Raw genomic sequence first — 680 nt, 5'->3', positions numbered from 1 at the left:
GCACGACATCATGGCGGCGACGGCAACTGGGGCGATCTGCTGATCCCGGTGATCGTCACACAGCAGCGCCACGGCTGACCGGAATCCATGCAACCGGCCCTTCACCTGCGCAGCCCCTGCGCAGGTGAATTTTCTTTTTATGAAACGCACTTGTGGACAGTTGAGTACAGTAGCGTTGCTTGAAATTCACTGCTCCGGCGATGATTTCAGGCACTTTTATTTCAACTTGACATAGGCTCCGATCTCACGCCAATTGCGCTCCGGATTCAACTCTGCATTGAAATAGGGGCGAGCTTCTTGGCCGACTTGTGTGCCCGGTGAATCGCGAAGGCGAGACTCCAAGACATCCGAATCCGGTGACCCGCGACTCAACCACCGAGGCGATCCGCGATCCGTCGCAGGTGCTTGTCGTCGGCAAATCGCCAATCAATCGCGTGGTGATTTCAAAGATCGTCGAGCGATCCGGGCTCAAGCCGATTTCCGAATCTCCCGACACGGCGGCAAGGATCTTGCGGTCGCTCATTCCCGGCGCGGTTGTCCTTGACGGCGGCGCCGACAACAAGGACTGCGACAATCTGATGTCCAGCATCGACGCGTTGCGCCGCGCCTCGGGCAAATCGCTGCCACCAGTAATCCTGCTGTCAACCAAGAATGGCACCAGGGAAAGTCTGGGCCTGTCT

The 680-nt window shown here is 57.8% G+C and carries 1 protein-coding gene; it reads left to right on the top strand.

What is annotated here, in order from left to right; all coding sequences use genetic code 11:
- Nucleotides 1-356 precede the first annotated feature (356 nt).
- On the top strand, nucleotides 357-680 hold a 324-nt coding region (locus tag EN885_RS33030; RefSeq protein ID WP_245493198.1), incomplete at its 3' end, for a response regulator.

The organism is Mesorhizobium sp. M6A.T.Cr.TU.014.01.1.1, from assembly GCF_004022765.1.
Lineage (GTDB): Bacteria > Pseudomonadota > Alphaproteobacteria > Rhizobiales > Rhizobiaceae > Mesorhizobium > Mesorhizobium mediterraneum.
This window is presented reverse-complemented; position numbering and strand designations above follow the sequence as displayed.